Below are 19485 nucleotides of genomic sequence, written 5' to 3' on the forward strand. Positions count from 1 at the left end.
GGAGAAGTTTCAGCAGTCGAGAAGAAGAAAAAATCATTACACAAATATCCGTAAATAAACTGTTAACACCATATGTACCGTAATTTATTCTGAGCGTCAAACAAGAAAATCCAATATCAGCATACATTAGCGGCGTTTTGGTTTGGTTTGTGCTGTTAGGGCTGTATTTATTGGTTTTATCATCTGCTTGGGGTTTTTAGGTTGGGCGGTTAGTTTATCGTTTGGCTTATGTGTAGGTTAAAACTTTGTAGTAAATCTTTTTAATGGAACGATTCACAAAAAAAATCACAAGCTCGTTTAAATTAATTAATCAATTGATTAAATAGTGAGTAATTAATCTTCTGCCAGTGTATCGATTTATCCCTATAATTAATCGTGTGATTAATTAGGTTAGTAGGTTTCAGTGATGGCAGGGCGCAAAGCAGGACGACCGCAGCAGAATCTCGATGTCAGGCAGTTGCTTATTGAGCATGCTCGTGATCTGTTCGTTGTTCAACCGTATGACAAGGTATCTACTCGTTTAATTGCTGAACGAGCTGGTGTGAATATCGCGATGATTCGTTATTACTTTGGTAACAAAGCAGGGTTGTTTGAAGCAATGCTGCGTGAAACGTTGCGACCAATGCAGCTGCAGATGCATAAGCTGGTAGCAGAGAGCAGCCACGAGAACTTTCTCGATTTAATGCGGACTTACTACAAAGAGATGGTCAAGGTTCCTAAGTTCCCTCGCTTAATTGCCCAAGTGATGAATATGCCGCCTTCAGAGGTGCAGAGAGAACTGCTAGAGAAGGTCTTTCTCGATGTAACCAAACCCGCCCAAGATGTCATTTTTGAAAAGCTGATGGCACAAGGCGTTTTGCGTAAGGATATGGATCCTAAGCTCTGCCGCGTGTCGTATATAAGTTTGATGGTTTTTCCATTTATAGCACCTCCGCCTTTGCTGGCTATTCATGGCATCGAGCTTAATGAAGCCTTTCTCAACCGATTAATCGAACACAACATTCAACTGATGACGGAAGGCTTTATCAATGCACCAAGCCCTTCATCTTTGCAGGAACCAAAATAATGAGAATAAATAAAAAGCTCCTTTTCTTCCCAGTCCTAGCCGTTGGTGTGATTGGTCTAGTGTTGGCGATTAACTTGAAGCCAGATTTACCAACTAAGCCTGCCGGCGACAGGGCGCGCTTGGTTGAAACTGTCAGTTTAGAGAAGCAGATGATCGCGCCGTTGGCGGTTGGTTTTGGCAAAGTGGTACCTAAGGTTGAATGGAAAGCGATTGCCGAAGTAACAGGACAGATCGTTTATCGACACCCCGATCTTGAGAAAGGGCAAGTGATCCCTGCAGGAACTGAGGTGCTTAAGATCGATCCTTTGGATTACGAGTTGAAGTTGGTACAAGCCGAAGCGGATCTTAAATCGAGCCAGACCTCACTAGAGAAACTGAACCAAGAAGAACAGAACCTGAAACAGACACTGAAGATCGAAAAAAATCGTTTAGTGATCAGTAATAAAGAGCTACAACGTAAACAAGATCTACGTAAGAAAGGGCTGACCTCTCAGTCCGATGTCGATCTTCAACAGCAGAGTGCACTCTCCCAACAGAAGCTGGTGTTAGATATACAGAACCAAATCGCCTTAATGCCAGATGAAAAGCGTGTCGCACAAGCGGTGATTAAGGTCAATGTCTCTAAGGTCAAAGAAGCGCAACGCTCTTTGGATAAAACCACCATCACCTTGCCCAGACCGATGCGAGTCGCTCAGGTTGATATTGAACAGAACCAAGTAGTTAATCTGCAGCAAGAGATGTTCATTGCTCATGGAATTGACGTTATGGAGGTTGAGGCACAACTCTCTATTCACGATATGCAAACTTTAGCCTCAAGCTTTACTCAATTCCCTCGCGATGCTGCTGGCATCCCAAACCCATATCAAACGCCAGCTAAGGCAAGCATTCAGTTGAACAGTGGCAGCTTAAATCTGACTTGGCCAGCCAAGGTTGCACGAATCAGTGAGACTGTGGATGAAAACCAAGCGACAGCAGGCATCATCCTTGAAATCAATCAAGACTATTCTGCGCTTCAGCTAAACAGTGCCACGCCTTTGGTAAATGGTATGTTCGTCAAAGCGGAGATTGAAGGCTTAGCCAATCCAAGCTGGGTGGTACCCGAACGTGCTTTACATGGCGATAAGATCTATTTAATGGATGAGAATCAGCGCTTGAAGGTTGTGAATGTAGAAGTGCTTTACCGCCGAGATAACCAAGTGGTGATTCGTGGTGAATTACAGACGGGAGACAAACTGGTTCTCAACGACGTTCTGCCCGCTATTGAAGGCATGCTGCTGAAAGAGTCTGGTTCAAATGGTGATGAACTTACCGCAGACAGTGACGGGAGCGCTTCATGATTAAGTTCTTCTCAAGACACCCAACCGCAGCCAACTTGTTGATGCTTGGGTTGTTGATATTGGGTTTGAGTTCGTTATCTACCATCAAACGCGAAACCTTCCCTGCTTACGATCCACCTTACATTATGGCTGCGATTGTTTATCCGGGGGCTTCTCCACAAGAGGTCGAAGAGAGCCTGTGTGTGCGAATGGAAGAAGCGGTCGATGGTTTAGCTAACATTGAAGAAACCCAATGTGAGGCGATAGAAGGCAGCGCTCGTCTAATTCTCAAGCTCAATGAGAAAGCGGATATCGGCCGAATGCTGGTGGATGTGCAAACTCAGATCAATTCGATCAACGATTTCCCTACTGAGATTGAATCACCTGTCGTACAAGAGCTGGATTGGAATGAGCCAGTCGTTGATATCGCGATTACTGCGGACACCTCGTGGCCGGATTTGAAGGCATACGCTGAAGATCTAAAACGCACTATGAAGCTCGATTACGATGTTTCACTGGTTGATGTTAGCGGATTCTCAGATCACCAATATCGCGTTGAGCTAGATACTCAAGCGATTCGCCAACTCGGTTTGAGTGTCGGTGATATTGCTGATCAAATTGGCCGTCAGAATGTGAAACTGCCGAGTGGTAACGTTGAAACGCCAGACAAAAACTTCCTGATTCGCTTCGATGAAAGGCGCATTACGCCCGTAGAATTGGAAAGCATTGTAGTGGGTTCTGCGCCAAATGGCTCTGTGATCCGTTTACGAGATATTGCCAAGATCACTGACCGCTTTGAGCTCGATGAACAGAAGGTGTTGTTTGATGGTAAACCTTCTGCGCTGCTCAAGATCAGCAAGAACAAAGAAGATGACGCACTGAGAATCAAAGAGCGTGTCACTCAGTTTGTCGAGGACCAGCGTGCAATTGCACCTGATGGCGTGACTCTGCAAATGACCAATGATCTCTCTTCTGTATTGTGGGATCGTCTGACCATGATGGTGCGTAATGGCTGGCAAGGTATTGTGCTGGTATTCGCAACCATGTGGCTATTCTTCAGCTTACGTTATTCCTTTTGGGTTGCTGCAGGCCTGCCGGTAGCCTTTCTTGGCGGATTGTTCTTAATGGCCAATTTAGGACTGTCGATTAACATTATGTCACTGGTCGGTTTGTTGATGGCGATCGGTATTATGATGGATGACGCCATCGTGATCGCCGAGTCGATAGCCTCCCACCTCGATCGGGGACAAAATGTCGATGACGCGGTGTATAACGGTGTTAAGAAAGTGCTTCCCGGCGTGTTGTCTTCCTTCTTAACCACAGTGTGTATCTTCGGTAGCTTGTTATTTCTTGATGGGGAAATGGGCGCGGTACTCAAGGCCGTTCCTCAGGTGCTGATTTTGGTGCTGTCGTTGAGCTTGATCGAAGCTTTCTTAATTCTGCCGAATCACTTGTCGCATTCGTTACACAAAGAGAAAAACGATAAGCCAGCGCTGCGCTTCAAAACTGTGTTGCTAGAGAAATTTGAGAACTTTCGTAATACCACCTTGATGAATATGGTCGAGAAAGTGGTGACCTTCCGCTATGCCTTTATGGGCGGAGTGTTGACCTTGCTGCTCCTATCGATCTCCTTGATTGCTGGTGGTGTTGTCAAATTCCAGCCATTCCCAGAGCTTGATGGTGATATTGCTGAGGCTCGTATCATTCTTCCTCCGGGGGCATCACTGTCTCAAACTGAGAGAGTGGTCGATAAGATTGTGGCTTCTGCTGAGCGTTTGAATGAGCAGTGGAGCGAAGAAGTTGAAGAGGGCAACACGCTAGTCGAACATATCACCAGCCAGTTTAACGCTAATGCCGATGCCAACGAATCTGGCCCGCACTTGGCTACCGTGCGCTTAGACCTTCGTGGTGCTGAGAGTCGTAATACGGTGATCGATGATTTTATCGATGCGTGGCGAGAGGATATTGGTGAACTCGCAGACCCAATCTCGTTGGTTTTCAAGCAACCAACCATGGGGCCAGGTGGACGAGCGATTGAGATCCGTGCCAAGCATGATGACCTTAATGCATTGAAAGCTGCTTCTCTGGATATTCAAGCTTATCTGAATGAGTTTGATGGTGTTCATGGTGTGCTTGATGACATGCGCATGGGTAAAGAAGAGATCTTGGTTAAGCTGCGCCCAGGCGCTGAAACCTACAATGTGAACGGGCAGATGATTGCCTCTCAATTGCGCGCGGCCTTCTTTGGCCAGACAGCGGACGAGATTCAAATCGGTGTTGAGAATATCTCGATAGAGGTGCGTCTTGATAAAGAGCAAGCGGGTGACATTCAACAGCTTGCTAACTTCCCAATCATTACCGCGGACGGCAGCCAAATTCCGTTAGCTACGCTGGCGACGCTCGATTTCCAGCGTAATTATGTACGTATTCAACGTATTGATGGACTGAGGACTATTAGTATCTTTGGTGATATTGATAATAAGAAAGCGAGCTCTTCAGCGATCTTGGCTCAGTTCCAAAAAGATGAAGCGCCTAAACTCATTCAGAAGTACCCAGGCTTACGTTTTGATTTCGAAGGGGAAGCGAAGGATGCTGCCAAGACGGGCGCCTCGATGGGCAAAGGCTTCTTGCTCGGTCTGTTTGGTGTGTTTGCGATTCTGAGTTATCAATTCAGAAGCTATTTAGAGCCTGTAGTTGTGATGCTCGCGATTCCATTAGCCTTTATCGGAGTTGTAGTTGGTCACTGGGTGCTTGGCCACTCGTTAAGTATGCCAAGTATGATGGGCTTTGTGTCGCTTGCAGGGATTGTAGTTAACGACTCTATCTTACTCGTTCAATACATTCGTCATCACGTTGATGAAGGAGATAGCGTGCATGACTCGGTGGTGAAAGCGAGTCGTGAGCGTTTCCGTGCCGTGTTCTTAACCTCGATGACGACGGCAGCTGGTTTATTGCCTTTGCTCACCGAAACCAGTTTACAGGCTCAGGTTATTCAGCCTTTGGTTATCTCGATCGTATTTGGCATCTTTGCTTCAACCCTGCTGGTGCTGTTTATGATCCCTGCGGCTTACGCAATCTTGGCTGACTTCGGTTTAGTGAAAAAGCACGAGCCCCTTTCGCTATAGAGTTTTAAGTCAGAAATTAGAAATGAATAATAAAGCGGCCTAGGGTCGCTTTATTTTTATATGAGGTGAATGAGCCTCTGATACGGTTGAATCATCGGCTTCTCAACCGTGGAAAATTTCATTTTAGTTCATTCAAAACGTCACTTAACTGTCATTTGTTGGGCATAAGTTGACCCTTAACTGAATAAGGATTGTTAAGGAGAACGTATGCGTACTATCGAACCTATTGTCCGCTGGGATGTGGCATTTTCTGTTTTCTGTTTAAAGAACCGTTTTAGTGGCCAACATGCGACGTTGAGTAAGGCGGTCTCTCATACGGGGGATGGTCACCTCTATATATTGATTGCTTTGATTGCATTGCTCGCCGATAGCAAAACAGGCAGTGATTTTCTGTTGGTGGGCTTAACTGCCTTCGCGATTGAGCTGCCAATCTATTGGCTTGCTAAAAATACTCTAAAGCGCCGTCGACCAGCCGAATTTTCCTCTTTGCTTCACTCTCATATTGTCCCATCAGATAAGTACAGCCTGCCATCTGGGCATGCCGCTGCTGCTTTTGTTATGGCGACATTAATCGGGCATTTCTATCCGAGCTTACATCTCTTTAGTTTGACTTGGGCTGCAGCGATTGCTGGATCTCGAATATTACTCGGCGTGCACTTTTTAACGGACGTACTCATTGGTGCTGCTTTGGGCATAGCTTGTACCAGCCTTGCTATTAGCTTCATTCTTTAATTATCGAATGACCACATCACCAAGCGCTAAACCAGCGAATCGAAAGGAAGTTTCATGAAAATTTTATACGGCGTACAAGGCACTGGAAATGGTCATATTGCTCGTGCAAGGGCAATGGCTGTCGCGTTTCGTCAACAAAACATCGATGTTGATTTTCTCTTTTCAGGCCGAGAAGCAAGCAAGTACTTTTCGATGGAAGAGTTTGGCAACTACCAAGTTCGTAACGGCTTAACCTTTTATAGTGAACAAGGGCAGGTCAAATATGGAAAGACATTCATTAAGAATAATATCTGGCGCTTTCTTAATGAGGTTAAACAGATGGACCTTACACCCTATGACTTGGTGCTCAATGACTTTGAACCTGTGACAGCTTGGGCAGCCAAAAGGCAGGGAGTCCCTTGTATCGGAATCAGTCACCAGAATGCGTTTCGTTATGATGTTCCTAAAGAAGGGGGAAACTGGATTGAGCATTCTGTGATTCAACACTTTGCTCCGACAGAGCACTCTATCGGTTTGCACTGGTATCATTTTGAGCAGCCTATACTTCCGCCTATTGTTCACACCTTAGTTCACAACGAGCAGACTCAAGCGCCACAGGATTTCACTTTGGTCTATTTGCCGTTTGAGGATCTGGAAGCGATTTCAGAGCTATTAATGAAGTTTGTTTCGCACAGTTTTGTCTGTTATCACCCAAATGTGATAGAGCATAGCCAAGTCGAAAACATTACCTTTAAACCACTCAGTCATGCGGGTTTCCAATTCGACCTAAATCAGTGCTCTGGTGTGGTGGCTAATGGTGGGTTTGAACTGCCATCTGAAGCGCTTACTCTGGGCAAGAAGCTACTGCTTAAACCACTTGATGGACAGTTTGAACAACAGAGCAATGTGGCCACACTTGAAGCGCTTGGATTAGCTCAAACTATGAGCTTTCTTGATCCGGCGATCTTGCGTAGTTGGCTCAACGAAAAACAGGCTGAAGTTGTCTCTTATCCAGATGTCGCTAGTGCGCTTGTTGAGTGGGTTTTAGCCGGGAATTGGGCCAATCAAGATGACCTAAGAAAACAGCTTTGGGAGAAGGTGGACTTTCCGAGCTACGCATCGCTTACCTAATCCATAAGTGGTGTTTTTGGATTGAATGGTCAATCAATTCATCAATTCAATAAATTGTAACAAATGTAACCAAACGATAGAACAGCTAAATAAGTCGAAATGAAACTCATAAATAGCGCATTTTATGTTTTTTTATAACTATTCAAGTTATTGATTTTTAATTATTAATTAATTATTGAGATAAAATTAAGTCATTCTTTATCAATCTTGTTGGTAGCCTACGATGTATTGGTTAATAGTAGTGGTAATCCGAAAAACATCGGTCTGATAAATATAAGAATTAGTGGTTATCTATTCCCATACCATTACAAATTTAATGCTGTCGTACCGACAAGAGGCAACTTGAATGTTAGATAAAAAAGACGCAATGAGTGCTATTGCTAGCTACAGAATGGAAAGCACACTTCGTGGAGTAGACTTAAACCTTTTGACTGTATTTGATGCAGTAATGCAAGAGCAAAACATTACACGTGCAGCTCACAATTTAGGTATGTCTCAGCCGGCAGTAAGTAACGCTGTGGCTCGCTTGAAAGTGATGTTTAACGACGAACTATTTATCCGCCAGGGTCGTGGTATTCAACCGACTCAACGTGCACGTCAGTTGTTCGGTCCTATCCGCCAAGCGCTTCAACTAGTACGCAACGAATTACCAAGCTCTGTGTTCTCTCCAGAGTCGTCTTCTCGCTTGTTCAAGCTTGCGATTTGCAGCCCTTGTGACATGCGTTTTGCACCTAAGATTATGTCGACTATCAACGAGCAAGCACCTAGCGTTAAACTGCACATGGATGCTGAATTTGATCGTCAACTTTCTGAGCGTATGCGCTACCAAGAAATCGACTTCGTGATCGATTACGCTCGCTTTGATGAGCAAGGTTTCTCAAGTACTGAGATCTTCCAAGACGAATTGGTTGTGGTTGCTTCGTCTTCTCACCCACGCATTAACGGTGAAGTGACAGCTGAAGAGCTATTGAACGAGAAGCACGCTAAACTGTCTCGCATTCACGGCCAACGCAGCTTCTCTGAGCAAGCATACCGTGACCTAGATTGCATGCCTTTCTACGAAGGTACGAGCCTAAGCAACGTACTTTACGTTGTTGGTCAATCAGAGTTAGTGACGATTGCACCTCGCTGGATGGTAGAGCACGCAGCAAACAAAGAGAACTTACAGATTCTAGATTTCCCATTCGATAATGCGGCAATCTCTGGCTACCTAAGCTGGCACGAATCAAGTGAAAAAGATAAGGGACACATTTGGTTACGAGATCAGCTGATGATGATCTGTGGCGAAGTAGTGGCGCTTAACTAAGCACTAAACTCTATGATTTATAAGCCCTAAGCTGGGAGTCTGGCTTGGGGCTTTTTTGTACCTGCTATTTTTGTTGATAGAAAACTTAGCGTGATACGTACTATTACTTATAACTTTGAGCTTCATCAGTTGCCTTTTCCATGATCAGAGGTACACTTGTGCGCTCAAAAAAGCTTGCAGGTGTAAGCCAAAGGTAAAGAGATGGCCAATTTAGATTTTCATATCGTAAAAAGACTTCGTGACCAAATTGCCCAAGGCGGCAACCGTACAGCTTTGAAGCACAAAGTAGATAATGTATGGCAAGGTATTAGCTGGCAGCAGTTTGGACAACAAATCGATACGCTTTCATTAGCACTATTGGCTCAGGGACTGAGAGTTCAAGAAAAGATCGGTATCTATTCAAACAATATGCCTCAATGGACCGTGGCAGATTTTGCATCTTTACAAGCTCGTCTTGTGACTGTGCCGATTTATCCAACCAACACAGCAGCGCAGTCGTCTTACATCATCCAAAATGCGGATGTGAAGATCTTATTCGTTGGTGAGCAAGTCCAATTTGACGCGGCCGTGAGCCTATTTGAAGAGTGCGAACAGCTAGAAGTGGTTGTCGCGATGTCTGATGATATCGATCTTCAAGGCCATAGCTTTGCGGTATCTTGGACTGATTTCATGGCGCGCGGTGTTGAGGCTCAGCAAGCTGAACTTGATACTCGTCTTGCTGACGCAAGCATGGACGACTTACTGACTCTTATCTATACCTCTGGTACTACAGGTCAACCTAAGGGCGTAATGCTTGATTACACCAATGTTGGCTATCAACTAGAAGGGCACGATGAGCGCTTGAGCTTAACGAAAGACGATGTCTCATTGTGTTTCTTACCTCTATCTCACGTATTTGAGCGTGCGTGGACTTTCTACGTGCTCTACAAAGGCGCAACCAACTGTTACCTGCAAGATACTATGCAGGTGCGTGACGCGCTGAGCGACGTGAAGCCGACCGTGATGTGTGCGGTTCCCCGTTTCTACGAGAAAATCTTCTCAGCGATTCACGAGAAGGTTTCGAAAGCGCCGTTTATCCGGAAAGTGCTATTTACTTGGGCAGTAAACATGGGCGCGAAGCTGTCGGTTTGTCACCAAGAAGGTCGCACACCATCACTGATGCTGAAGAAGAGCCATGCACTAGCTGATAAGCTTGTGTTATCCAAATTGCGAGCGCTGCTTGGCGGTAACATCAACTTCATGCCATGTGGCGGTGCGAAGCTCGATGAAACCATTGGTCGTTTTTTCCACGCTATCGGCATTAACGTAAAACTTGGTTACGGCATGACTGAAACCACAGCAACCGTTTCGTGCTGGGATGACCGCTGCTTTAACCCTGACTCGATTGGTATGGCGATGCCGGGCGCGGAAGTAAAAATTGGTGCGCAGAATGAGATTCTTGTTCGCGGCCCAATGGTAATGCGTGGTTACTACAAAATGCCAGAAGAGACAGCGAAAACGTTCGACGAGCATGGTTTCTTGAAAACCGGAGATGCGGGTCATTTTGATGAAAATGGTAACCTGTTTATTACCGACCGTATCAAAGAGCTGATGAAAACCTCAGGTGGCAAGTACATTGCACCGCAAGTAGTAGAGGGCGCGATCGGTAAAGACCACTTCATCGAACAGATTGCCGTTATTGCTGATACGCGTAAATTCGTTTCTGCACTGATTGTTCCGTGTTACGACTCTCTTGAAGAGTACGCTAAAGAATTGAATATCAAGTACCACGACCGCGTTGAATTGATTAAGCACCATCAGATCGTTGAGATGCTTGAGAAGCGTGTGAATGACTTGCAGCAAGAATTGGCTAAGTTTGAACAAGTGAAGAAGTTCAAGCTATTACCAAAAGCATTTTCGATGGATGATGGCGAACTGACGCCAACTCAGAAATTGCGTCGTAAGGTTATCAACGACAAGTATCAAGACGAAATCGAAGAAATGTACACTGAAAAGTCGAAAGATAAGTAGATTTCTGCTGAGATAAATTTTCAGTTGTTTAAAAATCCCCCTACGAATGTGATTGCATTTTTAGGGGGATTTTTTATGCCTTAAGGCTTGGAATAATGTGCGAAGACGCACACAGGAAAGCGCTTCATTTATCGATAATTAGCCATTTATATAAATATTAAGTGCTTTTTTTGTCTTTTTTTTAGTGTTTGTAACTGGTTATTTAACTCTGCTTAGGTTTTGTTTGATGCTTTAAGCTGATAGTTGGTTTTTTGGCATAATTGTCGATTAACAGGTGTTAGACCGGATGATAATAAAGCGTTAAAGTTGTTTCGTATTACTGTTTGTTGTTATCACGACAGACAGCCATAGCCGAAAAAGTGGAAGTATTTCGAATTAGGCTACGAATAAGCCCTAGACTATGAAAAACCAGCCCAACACGTTCACCAAATGTGCTTGGAAACTGGTGAGGAGAGCAATATGACAACAAAACCTGAAACAGCAATGTTATCCGGCGCTGAGATGGTGGTGCAGTCTCTTATTGAAGAGGGTGTAGAACAAATCTTTGGTTACCCAGGTGGTTCTGTACTTGATATCTATGATGCGCTGCATGCGAAAACTGACGAAATCAAACACGTATTAGTACGACACGAGCAAGCCGCTACTCATATGGCAGATGGCTACACTCGTTCTACCGGCAAGCCCGGTGTAGTACTAGTATGTTCTGGTCCTGGCGCAACCAATACCGTAACGGGTATCGCAACGGCGTACATGGATTCGATTCCAATGATCGTTATCTCTGGTAACGTACCAAACAATCTCATTGGTAATGATGCCTTCCAAGAGTGTGATATCGTCGGTGTATCTCGCCCGATCGTTAAACACAGCTTCTTAGTTAAGAAAGCGGAAGATATCCCTGAAGTGCTAAAAAAAGCATTCTATATTTCAACGACAGGACGTCCTGGTCCTGTGGTTATCGACTTGCCAAAAGATGTATTAAATCCGCAAATTAAGCTTCCTTATCAATACCCAGAAACGATCAAGATGCGTTCGTACAACCCAACGGTTACGGGTCATAAAGGTCAGATTAAGAAGGCACTAAAGGCACTTCTTGAAGCGAAAAAGCCAGTACTTTATGTCGGTGGCGGTGCGGTTATCTCTGAGGCCGATCAACAGCTGATCAAATTGGCTGAAGCATTGAATTTACCTGTAGTAAGCACTTTAATGGGGCTTGGTGCCTTCCCGGGCACGCACAAGAACTCTCTAGGCATGCTTGGCATGCACGGTTTGTACGAAGCCAATATGGCGATGCACAACGCCGATCTTATTTTTGGTGTCGGTGTACGTTTTGATGATCGTACAACCAACAACCTTGATAAGTACTGCCCAAACGCGAAGATCATGCATATTGATATCGACCCGTCGTCGATCTCTAAGAACGTGAAAGTGGATCTACCAATCGTAGGTTCTGCGGAAAAAGTACTAGAGAGCATGGTTAATCTACTGGTTGAGCAAGGCGGCACCAATGATGCTGAAGCTCTGGAAAGCTGGTGGAGTGAAATCAAGCAGTGGCAAGATCGTAACTGCTTAGCGTATGAAAAGTCTTCTGAGTGCATTAAGCCGCAGCAAGTTATTGAAGCTCTGCACAAAGTAACCAATGGCGATGCTTACGTTGCTTCTGACGTTGGTCAACATCAAATGTTCGCAGCGTTATACTACCCATTTAATAAATCGCGCCGTTGGATTAACTCTGGTGGCCTAGGCACTATGGGCTTTGGTCTGCCTGCTGGCATGGGTGTTAAGTTTGCTAAGCCAGATGAAGAAGTAGTAGTGGTAACCGGTGATGGCAGTATTCAGATGAATATCCAAGAGTTGTCTACGGCGCTGCAATACAATATCCCAGTTAAGATTATTAACCTAAACAACCGTTTCTTAGGAATGGTAAAACAGTGGCAAGACATTGTTTATCAAGGTCGCCACTCTAACTCATATATGGACTCTGTTCCTGATTTTGCTGCCATCGCAGAGGCTTATGGCCACGTAGGTATGCGCATTTCATCTCCAGATGAACTGGAATCAGGTTTGGAAAAAGCACTGGCGATGAAAGACCGTTTGGTATTTGTCGATATCAGTGTGGATGATACCGAGCACGTATACCCAATGCAGATTAAGGGCGAGGGTATGGATAACATGTGGCTAAGCAAAACGGAGAGAACATAATATGAGACACATTATTTCACTACTAATGGAAAACCAACCGGGTGCGCTTTCTCGTGTGGTTGGTTTGTTTTCTCAACGTGGCTACAACATTGAGTCGTTGAACGTATCGCCAACCGATGATCCAACGCTTTCTCGTTTGAACGTGACGACCAACTCGAGCGAAATGCAGCTTGAACAGATTCAAAAGCAACTGCACAAGCTGATCGATGTACTAAAAGTGCAAGAGGTGTCTGAGCTTGAACACATCGAGCGTGAGCTCTTGATGGTTAAAGTACGTGCGAGCGGTTTTGCTCGTGCAGAAGTGAAACGCACAGCGGATATCTTCCGTGGTCAGATCGTTGATGTGACGGCTTCTCAATATACAGTGCAAATGGCGGGTACGAGTGAAAAGCTGGATGCTTTCATTCAAGCGTTGTCTGAAGTGACTGAAGTACTTGAAGTGGCACGCAGTGGCGTTGTGGGCATCGCCCGTGGCGAACGTGCGCTGAAAGCTTAAACAACAAGCACTTAAAAAATAGTTTTATAGCCGCTTTTTTAAGCGGCTTTTATTTTGTTAATTTTATAGAGTGCTATAATCCTGCGCTTCACGCCTTCTTTTACTTGAGTTATCAATGAGAAATAGTAAATCGATAATTACATTGCTGATTATTTCGATAACACTGTCTGCTGCAGTGGGTCTTTACTATTTACAACGTTACCAAGAAGTAAAACAACAAAGTTTTGATTACTCTGCGAAACAAGCCCTTCATCAGTTGGTTTACGCAGAACGAGATTACAAGCTCTTAAAATCTCAGTTGGTTTCGGTGATGAAACTACTGAGTCATAGCCAAAGCCTTGTTAATTTCGCTTCCTCCCCCTCTGAACAAACCAAAAGCCTCCTCGAAGAGGTATGGCAGTCTGTGTTAGTGAACCAAAAATGGTATACACAAATTCATCTTATTGATGTTGAGGGTAAAGAGCTGGTCCGAGTGAATTATTCCTCTGCCACGGGCGCTGTGACAATACCTCAGCAATTACAAGATAGGTCTGACTCTAGCTACTATCATTTTGCTAAGAGCTTAGAGCATGAAGATATTGGTGGTTGGGGAATTGAGCTTGAAACCGAACATGGTGAGTTGGCATATCCTTATAAACCGGTGTTTAGAGTCTTCACGCCTGTTGAAACTCCGGAGAAGCGAGTCGGTTATCTGGTGATCAATCTGGATGTCTGGGGGTTGTCTTCACGTCTTAATTTCGCACCTGATTATGATTTTAGAGCTGAAGTCGTCAATGGTGAGGGTTATTACATTGCGAGTCCAAACAACAGTAAATTGTTTGGCGATTCTGTTCCTGAAAGGAAAGGCTTCAACCTAAAAAACATCGCACCTCAAACATGGGAAGCCCTCTCTCGACAACAAATGGGCACTGTGTTTGAAGATGGTAACCTGTTCGCGTTTAACACGGTTCAGCTAGCTAATAATCAAAAGATGCACCTTGTGATTCAATTGAATCAAAAACAACTGCTCGCTAGAGCTGAACGTGATCTAAATGATCTTGCCCATGAAGAGATCATCGTGCTTTTCACTGTGTTGCTGTTCGCGTTCCCATTTGCTTATCTGGTGACGCATTATCGACGTCGTAGCTTAGAGAGTAAGTTAGCTCGCGCAGCGTTGAATGGCATGTCTGCCGTGATGATCACTGATAAGCAGCATCGTACTATGATGATCAACAACGAGTTTGAAAATATGACCGGTTACAGCGAAGCACAAGTTATCGGTCATAATGCGCTGCAACTTCTGTTGGAAAATACAGAACAGCAGATCACCAGTGAATCCATCTGGCGACACCTAGACAACGAAGAAGTGTGGGAAGGGGAAGTGCTGTGTAAAAACAAACTGCGCATCCCTTTTACCGCTATTATGCGTGTCCATGCGGTCAAGAACAGTTCAGGGAAAGTGAGCTACTACATTACTTCGCTGGTGGATATATCAGTAAGGAAAGAGCTCGAAGTTCGTCTGCGTTTTCTGAGTGAGCGAGACGCTTTGAGTAACCTTTGGAATCGTCGAAAGTTTGAAGAGCAGTTAGCTTATTATTCTCGTTTGGTTGAGCGTTACCCAAATGAAGCGACTACTTGTTTAGCTTTAGTCGATATCGATAACTTTAAGCGAATTAATGACGAGCTTGGTCATGATGAGGGCGATCGTGTGATTGCAAGAGTAGCTAAGCTTCTACAAGACAGCCTCCGTAGTACCGATTTTGTGGCGCGTGTTGGTGGGGAAGAGTTTGCACTGTTGATGCCGCACACCTCTTTATCAGAAGCGAAGCGTGTCTTGGACCGGCTGCGAATCGAGATTGAGTTATCTGCGGGCACCAAGGTAACCGTCAGCGTCGGTTTCACTGATTTGACGAGTAACAGTACCCGTTCATACAAATGCGCAGACGTCGGCCTTTACGAATCGAAATCCTCGGGACGAAATACCGTCTCGATTTGTCCTAGCTATGCGGATGTTGCTTAGCTACAGACTCTTTTTACTCCTAAATATCCTCCCACTTTCCCATCGAGTACTCTTTATATAGCTTGCAACTTAGTAAGTGATGAAGTCGCTTCCTCTGTGTACATATGAGGAATCTCATTTTTGAGCGACCTATGTCACAAATTCTATACGGTTAGACTAAAGTCTAATGTTGGCGAAAATTTGAGCTAAAATGAACAATGAGTAAACCACCTTGCTTCAGATTACATCGTGTTAAGCGGTGTGATAAATAGAGTGTTTACCAGATATTAAAGGGATGACACCGTTAACTTAATTCAGCTGGTTAGCTAGCTTTTTCAATGAGTTGAAAAGCAGCAGTAGAATTAGGTTAGCTGGAGCAAGAGTTTGGGGATGATACAGTCTGGTTGAAAGAGGCGTGGTATGTTTGTCGATTTTTTAGTGAGATTAACCATAGGTACATTGGTCATTCTTGGTTTTAAGCTGAGTGCTTTGTATTTTTTACCTATGGTTTTACTGCTCAATACTCATCACAAAGAGTTTTTTGGGTGGTAGCCAGCTTGATGCTGAAAAACAAAAAACGGAGCTGTTAGGCTCCGTTTTTATTTGTTCAAAATTTATCGCTGCATTAAGCCGCTTCGATAACTTCTTCAATTCGCTTCATTGAACCTAGTAGGTGTTGATCAAGCAACTCTGTCGCTTGTTCTACGTTTTTTGACAGCACGAGTTTCATGATCATTTCGTGCTTATCAATATTGAACAGATCATCTGATGCACTTTCCGCCGACATCGCTAGGAAGCGGTAACGTTTTACTTGATTGATCAAATCTTCAAAGAAGCTAAACATGTTCTCTGAGTCCGCACCTTCAAGTAGCGCAACGTGGAATTGTTGGTGACGTTCTTCCCATTCCACACAATCAAACTCTTCAGATACGTGCTGTACTCGCGAAAGCTTATGGTAAGAAGTCAGTACATCCAGTTCCCAAGTTTCATCCCCCGCAGAAATGGCTTTTTTCAGTAGAACTGAAGACACGACACGTAAGCTTTCATAAAGATCATTCAGCTCTTTCTTTGACACTGGCGATACCCAGCAGCCTTTTTGCGGCTCGAGCTTCACGTATTTGCTCCAAGATAACTGTACTAGGGCTTCACGAATCGGAGATGCGCCAACGTTGTATCTGTTCTTTAGATCAGCAACAACGAGCTTTTGGCCTGGGGCTAACTCACCATTAAGAATATCTTGGCGAATCATCTTTGATACTTTGTCAGTGAGAGTAGGACTAGACATTACAAACCTCATGTATATTTGATTTCTAGTCTGCTAATCCGTCTCTTAGAAAGAGTCCATAGGAAGTTAACAGTACGTAGTTCTATTGTGATTGATAATACAGCGTACTGAAAAGTTAGGCAAGATTTTGTTTCATAAAAAAAGAGGGCCGAAGCCCTCTTTTATATTTTATGCGAATCGGTTCATTCTTATAGAACGTGAACAGATGCCGTGTTTGTAGTGCCTGAAGCTACTAGAGCACCAGAAACCATTACAACGATGTCGCCTTTGCTGCCGAACTCAGCTTCAAGTGCGTATTCTTTACCCATTTTGTAGAAAGCATCAGTGCTGTCGATAGACTCAACAAGAACTGGACGAACACCTTTAGTAAGAACAAGCTGAGCAGCTGTCTTTTGGTTAGTTGTCAGTGCAATGATGTTTGCAGTTGGGAAGTACTTACGTACTGAACGTGCAGACTTGCCGCCTTCAGTAGCAACGATGATTAGAGGAGCAGCTAGCTTCTCAGCTGTGTCTACTGCGCCTTTACATACTGCTTCAGTGATGCGTAGACGTGGGCTGTCTAGACGAGAACCTAGCTCAGCTTTAAGAGCTGAATCAGTACGGTTCGCGATTTGAGCCATGATAGTAACAGCTTCAACAGGGTACTTACCTTTAGCCGTTTCGCCAGAAAGCATTACTGCGTCAGTACCATCCATGATTGCGTTCGCAACGTCACCCGCTTCTGCACGAGTTGGACGTGGGTTGTTGATCATAGAATCAAGCATTTGAGTTGCTGTGATAACCATCTTACGTGCACGGTTACACTTCTCGATCATCATTTTCTGAGCGAAGATTACTTCTTCAGCTGGGATTTCAACACCTAGGTCACCACGAGCAACCATGATACCGTCAGAAAGCTCAAGGATTTCGTCGAAGTTATCTACACCTTCTTGGTTCTCAATCTTAGAGATGATGTGGATATCGTTGCCGCCGTTTGCGTCTAGGATCTCACGGATCTCTTTAACGTCAGATGCTTTACGGATGAAAGATGCAGCTACGAAGTCAACGCCTTGCTCACAACCAAACTTAAGGTCAGCTTTGTCTTTCTCAGAAAGAGCTGGAAGTTGAACAGAAACACCAGGAAGGTTAACACCTTTGTTTTCGCCTAGTGCGCCGTTGTTAAGAACTTTACACTTAACTTCAGTTTCAGTAGTAGAGATAACTTCCATTTCGATTAGGCCGTCATCTACTAGGATTGTGTTACCAGCGTTTAGGTCAGCTGCGAAACCAGCGTAAGTTACCGCTACAGTCTCTTTGTTACCTACAACTGAAGTATCAGTTGTGAAAGTGAATTCTTGACCAGCTACTAGATCTACGTCGTTACCGCCTTCTAGTTTGATAGTACGGATCTCTGGGCCTTTAGTATCAAGAAGGATAGCAAGTTGCTTACCTACTTTGTCCATTACTTCGCGGAAGTTCGCAATACGAGTGCCGTGCTCTGCGAAATCACCGTGAGAGAAGTTAAGACGCATAACGTTCATGCCAGCATCTACTAGTTCAGTTAGCTTCTCTACAGATTCAGTTTTAGGGCCAATCGTACATACGATTTTGGTCTTTTTCATGGAAGGTACTCTCCGGTAAGTATTGTTACAATTTGAAATTTATTTAAGTTCTGAAGATTGGTCCGCTACATCAACATTTTGTGCCTGCTGAGTAAAATCGCGGGACTTCCAATATGCCCTTCAGAGTTGTAAGTCTTTCATCAATTTTAGTCATTTTATGACCAAAAGATTTTGATTCAACATCGGGTTTCTGTGACTTACACCAATATATCAGGTGAAAGTTGCAAAAAAATAACGGTCAGTTTTGTAATTTTTTTTCTTTTCGGGTGCGGATTCTACCACCTAATCAATTCAATATCACTGCTTAACAATTGTCTTAGGACAAGGTTTTCTTGCTATTTATTAATTTTTTGGATCAAAATAAATGGACTAAATAGTTTCGTTGTAACTATAATATGTTTCATATCGAAACTTGCTGGTCTTTTTTAAATGTCGAAACGAAACACTCAGCTCAGAAGACATGCAATTTCTAACCTAGTGAACGAAAAAGGGGAGGTTAGTGTTGATGAATTGTCCGCTAAGTTCGAAACCTCAGAGGTCACTATTAGAAAGGACTTAGCGTCTTTAGAGAAAAACGGTCAGCTTTTACGCCGTTATGGTGGTGCGATTTCGCTACCGAAAGAGGTTGTGAACGAAGAATTGGGTCAAAAAGTTTCGACTCGAAAGGTTTCGTTAGCGAAAGCAGCTGCAGATTTAATTCGCGACCATAATCGAATCGTGATCGACAGCGGCAGCACAACAGGTGCCCTAATTCAGCAACTAAACAGTAAGCGTGGTTTGGTTGTCATGACCAACTCGTTGCACGTGGCTAACGCGCTCAATGAGCTTGAAAGTGAACCAACGCTACTCATGACCGGCGGCACTTGGGATACCCATTCGGATTCTTTTCAAGGCAAAGTCGCAGAGTCAGTGTTGCGTGCTTACGATTTTGACCAACTATTTATTGGGGCTGATGGTATCGACCTCGACAGAGGCACAACCACGTTCAACGAACTGGTTGGCTTAAGTAAAGTGATGGCTGAAGTGTCACGAGAAGTGATCGTGATGGTTGAGTCAGAAAAAGTGGGACGAAAGATCCCTAATCTAGAGTTGGCATGGGATCACATCGACATCTTAATTACAGATACAGACTTGAGCAAAGAATCTCAGGCAAGTATTGAATCACATGATGTTCGAGTGATCTTAACGGATCCAGCTTAACAACTTATTTTAACTATTATGCATTTAACTTCCTATAATTGATCTTAATAAAGACATGGCC

13 protein-coding genes are annotated in these 19485 nt (G+C 44.2%); 11 read left to right on the plus strand and 2 right to left on the minus strand.

Going from position 1 to position 19485, the window contains the following annotated elements; translation table 11 throughout:
- Positions 1-406: 406 nt before the first annotated feature.
- The 10 genes from OCV52_RS01840 to OCV52_RS01885 all read left to right on the plus strand — a co-directional run bounded on the left by OCV52_RS01840 (position 407) and on the right by OCV52_RS01885 (position 15359).
- Complete coding sequence (locus OCV52_RS01840) at positions 407-1066, plus strand: TetR/AcrR family transcriptional regulator (protein ID WP_137407196.1); 660 nt, start codon at positions 407-409, stop codon at positions 1064-1066.
- Positions 1066-2403, plus strand: a complete 1338-nt coding sequence (locus OCV52_RS01845) for an efflux RND transporter periplasmic adaptor subunit (protein WP_137407195.1) — start codon at positions 1066-1068, stop codon at positions 2401-2403. Before OCV52_RS01840 ends, OCV52_RS01845 begins: the two co-directional genes overlap by 1 nt.
- Positions 2400-5507: an efflux RND transporter permease subunit gene (locus tag OCV52_RS01850; protein ID WP_137407194.1), complete on the plus strand. Its 3108-nt coding sequence runs from the start codon at positions 2400-2402 to the stop codon at positions 5505-5507. Before OCV52_RS01845 ends, OCV52_RS01850 begins: the two co-directional genes overlap by 4 nt.
- Positions 5508-5714: 207 nt before the next feature.
- Positions 5715-6239 (plus strand): phosphatase PAP2 family protein, encoded by a 525-nt coding sequence (locus tag OCV52_RS01855; RefSeq protein WP_137407193.1) that lies wholly within the window; start codon positions 5715-5717, stop codon positions 6237-6239.
- A gap of 54 nt (positions 6240-6293) precedes the next feature.
- Positions 6294-7349, plus strand: coding sequence for an MJ1255/VC2487 family glycosyltransferase (locus OCV52_RS01860; RefSeq protein ID WP_137407192.1), 1056 nt, complete (start codon positions 6294-6296; stop codon positions 7347-7349).
- A gap of 346 nt (positions 7350-7695) precedes the next feature.
- Complete coding sequence (gene leuO, locus OCV52_RS01865; protein WP_137407191.1) at positions 7696-8655, plus strand: transcriptional regulator LeuO; 960 nt, start codon at positions 7696-7698, stop codon at positions 8653-8655.
- A gap of 201 nt (positions 8656-8856) precedes the next feature.
- Positions 8857-10665: an AMP-dependent synthetase/ligase gene (locus OCV52_RS01870; RefSeq protein WP_137407190.1), complete on the plus strand. Its 1809-nt coding sequence runs from the start codon at positions 8857-8859 to the stop codon at positions 10663-10665.
- 459 nt (positions 10666-11124) lie between these two features.
- A complete protein-coding gene (locus OCV52_RS01875) occupies positions 11125-12864 on the plus strand; it encodes an acetolactate synthase 3 large subunit (RefSeq protein WP_137407189.1) in 1740 nt (579 codons plus the stop codon).
- Between the two features lies 1 nt (position 12865).
- Entirely contained in the window at positions 12866-13360 is a 495-nt protein-coding gene (gene ilvN / locus OCV52_RS01880) for an acetolactate synthase small subunit (protein WP_008219984.1), read from the plus strand.
- A gap of 115 nt (positions 13361-13475) precedes the next feature.
- Positions 13476-15359 carry a sensor domain-containing diguanylate cyclase gene (locus tag OCV52_RS01885; protein WP_105059013.1) on the plus strand — a complete coding sequence of 628 codons (1884 nt, stop codon included), beginning with the start codon at positions 13476-13478 and terminating at the stop codon, positions 15357-15359.
- A gap of 604 nt (positions 15360-15963) precedes the next feature.
- On the opposite strand, the gene OCV52_RS01890 is transcribed toward OCV52_RS01885, so the two are convergent.
- The gene (locus tag OCV52_RS01890) at positions 15964-16587 is read right to left on the minus strand and encodes a GntR family transcriptional regulator (RefSeq protein ID WP_240700672.1); all 624 of its coding nucleotides are present in this window, start codon (positions 16585-16587) and stop codon (positions 15964-15966) included.
- Positions 16588-16811: 224 nt separating this feature from the next.
- Positions 16812-18224 (minus strand): pyruvate kinase PykF, encoded by a 1413-nt coding sequence (gene pykF / locus OCV52_RS01895; protein WP_008219975.1) that lies wholly within the window; start codon positions 18222-18224, stop codon positions 16812-16814.
- Between the two features lie 429 nt (positions 18225-18653).
- Here pykF and OCV52_RS01900 point away from each other — a divergent pair, with 429 nt between their 5' ends.
- A complete protein-coding gene (locus OCV52_RS01900) occupies positions 18654-19424 on the plus strand; it encodes a DeoR/GlpR family DNA-binding transcription regulator (protein WP_061033552.1) in 771 nt (256 codons plus the stop codon).
- The last annotated feature ends 61 nt before the right edge of the window (positions 19425-19485 follow it).

The organism is Vibrio chagasii, assembly GCF_024347355.1.
Taxonomy (GTDB): Bacteria; Pseudomonadota; Gammaproteobacteria; order Enterobacterales; family Vibrionaceae; genus Vibrio; species Vibrio chagasii.